Below are 6,192 nucleotides of genomic sequence, written 5' to 3' on the forward strand. Positions count from 1 at the left end.
GATCAAGGTGGCGCCCTTGGCCGCCGCGCCATAGGCCGCGATCGAGGCGCCGCCGGCCTTGAGCCGACGCAGCAATTCGGAGAGTTCGACCTTCAACCTGTCGACCGTAGCTGAGAAATCGCGATAGTAGCCGATGGCGTCGATCCCGCGCGCCTTCTCGTGGGCAAGCTGGTCCCGCACGCTTGCGCCGACCCGCTCCTGCGGCTCGACATACAGTCGAAGCGAGCCGCCATGGATGGCCAGGTGCTTTATCTCATTGAGATAGAGGCCATGCCGCCGGAACAGTCTGTCCAGCGCGCTGACCGAAAAATAGCAGAGATGCTCGTGGTAAATCGTGTCGAACTCACAGTGGTCGATCATCGGCTCGACATAGGGTGCCTCAATGACCGCGATACCGTCGTCCTTCAGCAGGCGCGCGATACCGGCAACGAAGCCGTTCGTGTCGGCGACATGAGCCAGCACATTGTTGGCGTGGATTACATCGGCCTGCAGGCCCTGCTCGCGCAGCTTCTCGGCCAGTTCGCGGGTAAAAAACGCCAGGCGTGTCGGGACGCCAGTTTTTTCGGCCGCCGCCGCAGGGCCGTCGGCCGGGTCTATTCCAAGCACCTGGATACCGACCTCCACATAGTTTCTCAGGAGGTAGCCGTCATTGCTGGCCAGTTCGATGACGAGGCTGTCCGCGGTCAGGTCGCGACGCTCGATCATATCGAGCACATTTTCACGCGAATGATTCAGCAGCGCCTGGGAGAACGAGGAATAATAGGGATAGGAATCCGCGAACAGGATCTTCGGGTTCACCGTTTCCGTGATCTGCACGAGGCTGCAGTCAGTGCAAAAAGCGACCTTAAGCGGGAAGGCCGGTTCCCTCTCGCCATCGTCGACTTTCGGGCGAAGCCGGTCGGCAAGGGGGGTCGTGCCGAGATCGAGGAACGTATCCAGATGGCTGCCGCCGCAGGAACGGCAGACGCGTTCGGTTACCGATGCCACGCCGGGAATCATCATTGCCGTGTCTCCTTGCCGCCGCTCACACCGCCATCGCCAACTGCGGTGTGCGGCGCAGGTCGCCGTCCAGTTCGCCGTCGCGGATCAGCTTCTGTACATGGGCAATGCGCTTGAAGCGCTCGCCCTCGAAATCCTCGAGCGCCAGGTTCGCGGCACGGAAGCTGTCATAGAGTTGTTCGATGCCGCGGCGGGCCGTCCACTGCGGTTTGAACCCGTGCAGGCGACGACCGATATAGGAGCAGTCCACACGGTAGCAGCGCTTGTCCGGGCCTGCGTCCGGCGCGAACTCCACGCGGCTTCCAGGAACGATCGCCTGCACCAGGGCCGCGATCTCGCGGATCTGATAGTTCTCCGTGGTCAGGCCGACATTGAACGCTTCGTTGTGGACGAGGTTCCGCTCGGCTTCGAGCACGGCGATATAGGCCAGTGCGATATCCTCGACATGGACGATCGGACGCCAGGGCGAGCCGTCGCTCTTCAGGTATACCAGGCCGGTCGTATAGGCCCAGGCCGTCAGGTTGTTGACCACGAGATCGAAGCGGATGCGCGGCGACAGCCCGTAGGCGGTCGAAGCGCGCAGGAATGTCGGGCTGAATGATTCATCCCCCATTGGCGCGACCGCCCGTTCGACGTTGGCCTTCGATACGCCATAGGGCGTAACCGGGTTGAAAGGCGCGTCCTCGGCCAGGAAGCTATCGCCGGCGGCACCGTAGTTGCTGCAGGACGACGCATAGAGGAAACGCCGCACCCCGGCCTTCTTGGCAAGCTGGGCGAGCCTTACCGAAGCGCCGCAGTTGATCTCCTCGGTCAGGTTCGGGCGATAGTCGCCGAGCGGATCGTTGGAAAGCCCTGCAAGATGGATGATGGCGTCGAAGCCTGCGACATCGTCGGGCTCGATGTCGCGGATATCCTTCTCGATCAGGGGTGTGTGGGCGAGCGTGCCGACGAACGTGCACGAGCGGAAGATATCGCTGTCCAGCCCGGTGACCTGATGACCCCGTTCGAGAAGCATCGGGGTCAGAACCGAGCCGATATAGCCGAGATGGCCTGTAACCAGAACTTTCATCGTTCAGTTCCACGTCTTCCAGGGCGCGTTCCCGCTGTCCCATAGTTTCTGAAGGAGATGCTTCTCGCGGATGGTGTCCATGCATTGCCAGAAGGATTCGTGGCGATAGGCCATCAACTGGCCGTCGGCCGCCAGACGCTGCATCGGCGCATGCTCGAACATGACGTCATCGCCATCGATGTATTTCTTGATGCCGGGCTCGAGCACAAAGAACGCGCCGTTGATCCATCCTTCCGACGCCTGCGGCTTCTCGGTGAAGTCGACGACGCGGTCGCCGTCGAACTCGATGTGCCCATAGCGCGCTGGCGGGCGCACGGCCGTCATGGTCGCGAGCTTGCCGTGCGACCTGTGGAAGTCGAGCAACTCGTCGAGATTCACATCCGAGACGCCGTCACCCCAGGTGAGCATGACGGTTTCGTCGCCTATCCACTCGATGAGGCGCTTTATGCGACCGCCGGTCAGCGTGTGAAGGCCGGTCTCGACGAGGTCGACGGACCAGTCGGGAAGCGAGTTCGAATGGCGCTTCACCCGTCCGGACGCCGCGCTAACGGTCAACGTCCCGTCATAAGCGACATAGTCGCTGAACCAGCGCTTTATGTATTCGCCTTTGTAACCCAGCGCGACCGCGAACTCACGATGACCGTAAGCATAGTAATGCATCATGATGTGCCAGAGGATCGGCTTTGCTCCGATCTCGACCATTGGCTTCGGCCGAATCTCGGTTTCTTCCGCCAGCCGCGTTCCCAGTCCGCCAGCAAGGATTCCTACTTTCATTAGTTCCCACCCCTCGCCACCTATCGTTTTTTGCTAACATGTGGAAATCGTGCTGGGCCATACGGGAGAAGGGATAAGCGGGGGCATGGATGCGTGACGTCAGGCATACGATTGGCGCTATGTTCGATAGGGCGATGCGTCTGGGGTCTCATCCTTTTGAAGTAGCCGACTGGCGATCGTCTGCGATCATCGTAGCTCCCCACCCCGACGACGAGACGTTGGGATGCGGAGGCGTGGCCATCAAGAAGCTGAGGTCGGGGGCTGACGTTCGGTTTGTGTTCGTGACTGACGGATCGGCATCGCACCGAGATCGGGTCGATCCTGGAAGGTTGCGGGCCATGCGTGAGGAAGAGGCGATCGAAGCAGTCCGGCGGCTGGGCGGATCCGCCGACAGCGTGACTTTTCTGCGCGTTCCGGACGGCAGCGCGGAACACCATCTTGGCAAGATCGCCGCTGGGATCGCCATGCTCCTCGACGCATGGCGGCCGCAGAGCGTATTCGTCACGCATGCACAGGAGCCGCCACGCGATCACGTCGCCGCCAACGCCGGCGTGCGCGAGGCGCTCAGACTCTATGGTCGGCCAACGACCTTGTTCGAATATCCGATCTGGTACTGGCACCAGTGGCCTTGGGTTCGCTTGCACGGCGATGCGCCTGGCCTGAACCGCGCTGCGCTGCGGCAAACGATCCGTACTTTCGCTGGCCTGCGGGCGATTCGGCTATACAATTCCAGCGCCTTCGTTGGCGACGTGCTGGAGGCGAAGCGCCACGCGTTGATGGCGCATCGGTCGCAAATGGAGCGTCCGGCGGGACAGGATGACTGGCCAGTGCTCGAGGACGTGAGCGCCGGCGATTTCCTGGCGCGGCAGCTCGGCGACCACGAGATGTTCACTCGGTACCACCTCAACATGTGAAGAGGGGCTCGCCGCCGCGCATTACCCAATTGGGTATCGCCGGAAGTATGAGCGCAGCGACGGATGTAGAACTCGAAGGCAGCGGCTCGTTCTGTCATCCTCGATGCCAGCGCAGTTGGGTGAACTGAATTGGTTGGATGGATGCTATGAAGTTGGCGGCCAAGCTTCACGATGTCTTTTCTGGAATGCCGACCATCGCCGCAGGGGAAGCCGCCGGGCTGCGTGTCTTTTCGCGCGGCGCCGATCCCAATTTTGCCAAGGGCACCTACGAGCTTCCCGTCCAGGAGGCGATCGTATCGAACCTGATGCCGGGCGACGTGTTCTACGACATCGGCGCGAATATCGGCTTCTTCTCACTGATCGCGGCCCGGCGTGTCGGCCCCGTCGGCCAGGTCTATTCCTATGAACCGGTGCCGCGGAACGCGGCGGCCATCACGCGCAGTTGCGAGGCCAACGGGCTGGTTGGCGTCCACGTGTTCGCCGAGGCCGTGGGAGCCGAGACCGGGCGGGCGGAGCTGTTTCTGGCGCGCCATCTGGGCGGCGCGACGCTCGCCGCCGTGTCCACGCCTCCGGACATGAATGGGCGCATCGAGGTCGAGATGACCACGCTCGACGATTCCATCGCGATGCATGGCCTTCGGCCTCCGACCCTTGTGAAGGTCGATGTGGAAGGCGCGGAGGTCGACGTGTTCCGCGGCATGGCCAAGACCTTGAGGGTGCATCGTCCAAGGATCCTGTGCGAGGTGGACGATGAGACGAAAGAGGGGGCTGACCGGAAGACGCGCGAGATCGCCGATGTCCTGACCGCGGCCGGCTATACCCTGTCGCCGTTGCCTCCCTCCTATGCCGACGATGCCTGGCAGGTGCTGCATCTGCTTGCGCAGCCGGTGAGGATGTGAGGACATCCCTACAGCTTCATGACGACGGATTGGACGCGGCCGGAAAGGCGGTTGCGGGCGGCGCCCGGCTGGAAGCGATCGTCATCGATAATTTCGAGGACGACTGCTCACGCGGCGGCGTGATCGGGACGCCGGCGACAAAGGGCGGCATGCGCCGAGGACGGGACGCCGAGCGACAGATTGCGATCGATCACGGCGCGCTGCGGCTGCAGCCGCTTATGAGGCCAGGTTGGGGACGGCAAGGCGTCTCCTACGGCCCTTTCCGGCGAGAGGCCGGTCTGACACTGCTGGTGTCGGTGACGAACGGCCACAACACGTCGCAGGGATCGCGACTGCCTGACGATTTTGCCAGGCGGATATGGCGCTGGCTACGAGGACCGGGGATTGATCCATGGCCTGGCCGCTTGGTCGCGCTGATCCGCTCGCCCCGCAAGGGGCTCACCCTTCGCCGCTTTCTCTGGTGGGCCCTTAGTACGTCCTGGACCTATCGCGGGCCGAACATCGATGAGAATTTAGCCGTAGGCTGGTTCTCCAGCGAGGCGCCGATCGACCCGGTCGTCGACGGTTGCGGTTTCATCGTGCATGCGGCCGAGGGTGAAAACGGCGAGCTGTGGGCCCGTGTTGGAAAGCATTGCCTGAGCGCGTTTCGCCGGCTGAAGAATATCCATATGTATTATATCGTGGTGCTGCGGCAGCAGGGGGCCGTCTGCTACGCGGCGGCCGACCAGCCGGCGCATGGCGTGGCCGCCTTTCCGATGATGCGTCCGATCGCGATCGATGCCTTCAACAAGGACAGGCAGCTTTTTGCCGGCGTCCACCAAGCGGCGTTCGGCCAGATAGGTTTTCGGGTCGACACGCGTGTGCAGGCTGTGCATGTCGGCCGGATCCCGGAATTTTCAGCACCGTTCGGGACCGCTCACGCGGCCGATTCGGGAGGGGCGAAGTCTGCTGGACAGGTTGCGGCGATCGGGGGAAGGTGGTGCATTGTGCAGGACGAGGATGGCCGTCTCACCGTCCTCGATCCCGGCCGTCCGTCGGGACTGATCCATGCTACCTTTGAGGTGCGTGCAGCTTCGGATAGGGCTGGCTTGGTCTGGCGGTTCTCGGACAAGTTAGATTTTTGGCTGCTAAAGCTGTCGGGCTTTGGGTGCGCACTGATCCATGTGCAGGAGGGCCGGGAGAAGGTGATTGCGGTTAACGCCGCGCGTGTGCTGCATGAAGGCTCGCTCCATTCGGTCCAGATCCTCGATTGGGACGGGCAGGCAAGGTGCTTCCTGGACGGGACACACCTGTTCGATGCGCCCAGGGAGCCGGATTCCATGGTGGCGGGGACCGGCGTCGGACTGTGGGGGAGCTTGGACGGCGAGCCGCAATGGCACAGTTTCGAAGCTCACCCCCGCGAAGTCCCGATTTCCTTGATCTCGCCGCTGGAGGTCCCGTGGAACAAGGCAGGGACGAACCTCGTCCATGCCGACCACTTTGCCGGCACTGCCGGCGCCTTGGAACAGCGCACGTCGGAAGTGGGTGGGGCTGGGTG

The 6,192-nt window shown here is 62.7% G+C and carries 6 protein-coding genes; 3 read left to right on the top strand and 3 right to left on the bottom strand.

Annotated features, from left to right (window positions below; all coding sequences use genetic code 11):
- From FJ471_RS33910 to rfbF, 3 genes are all read right to left on the bottom strand, one after another.
- The coding region (locus tag FJ471_RS33910) for a class I SAM-dependent methyltransferase (protein WP_140810886.1) at nt 1-1,002 on the bottom strand (1,002 nt) is incomplete at its 3' end.
- A 22-nt stretch (nt 1,003-1,024) separates the two neighbouring features.
- Nucleotides 1,025-2,068, bottom strand: a complete 1,044-nt coding sequence (locus tag FJ471_RS33915) for an SDR family oxidoreductase (protein WP_140810893.1) — start codon at nt 2,066-2,068, stop codon at nt 1,025-1,027.
- Between the two features lie 3 nt (nt 2,069-2,071).
- Nucleotides 2,072-2,842 carry a glucose-1-phosphate cytidylyltransferase gene (rfbF, locus tag FJ471_RS33920; protein WP_140810900.1) on the bottom strand — a complete coding sequence of 257 codons (771 nt, stop codon included), beginning with the start codon at nt 2,840-2,842 and terminating at the stop codon, nt 2,072-2,074.
- A 134-nt stretch (nt 2,843-2,976) separates the two neighbouring features.
- Between rfbF and FJ471_RS33925 the strand changes: the two genes are divergently transcribed.
- The 3 genes from FJ471_RS33925 to FJ471_RS33935 all read left to right on the top strand — a co-directional run.
- Nucleotides 2,977-3,756: a PIG-L deacetylase family protein gene (locus tag FJ471_RS33925; protein ID WP_281408554.1), complete on the top strand. Its 780-nt coding sequence runs from the start codon at nt 2,977-2,979 to the stop codon at nt 3,754-3,756.
- A 185-nt stretch (nt 3,757-3,941) separates the two neighbouring features.
- On the top strand, nt 3,942-4,655 hold the full coding sequence (locus FJ471_RS33930) for an FkbM family methyltransferase (RefSeq protein WP_246684915.1): 714 nt from the start codon (nt 3,942-3,944) through the stop codon (nt 4,653-4,655).
- A gap of 29 nt (nt 4,656-4,684) precedes the next feature.
- Nucleotides 4,685-6,192: oxidoreductase (locus FJ471_RS33935; protein ID WP_140810923.1), on the top strand; the 1,508-nt coding region annotated here is incomplete at its 3' end.

The organism is Mesorhizobium sp. B2-7-1 (genome assembly GCF_006440735.1).
In the GTDB taxonomy this organism is placed as follows: Bacteria; Pseudomonadota; Alphaproteobacteria; order Rhizobiales; family Rhizobiaceae; genus Mesorhizobium.

Bases quoted from the DNA above. Each gene is read 5' to 3' on its own strand.
- FJ471_RS33915 (WP_140810893.1), bottom strand. From the start codon at position 2,068: ATGAAAGTTCTGGTTACAGGCCATCTCGGCTATATCGGCTCGGTTCTG.
- rfbF (WP_140810900.1), bottom strand. From the start codon at position 2,842: ATGAAAGTAGGAATCCTTGCTGGCGGACTGGGAACGCGGCTGGCGGAA.
- FJ471_RS33925 (WP_281408554.1), top strand. From the start codon at position 2,977: ATGCGTCTGGGGTCTCATCCTTTTGAAGTAGCCGACTGGCGATCGTCT.
- FJ471_RS33930 (WP_246684915.1), top strand. From the start codon at position 3,942: ATGCCGACCATCGCCGCAGGGGAAGCCGCCGGGCTGCGTGTCTTTTCG.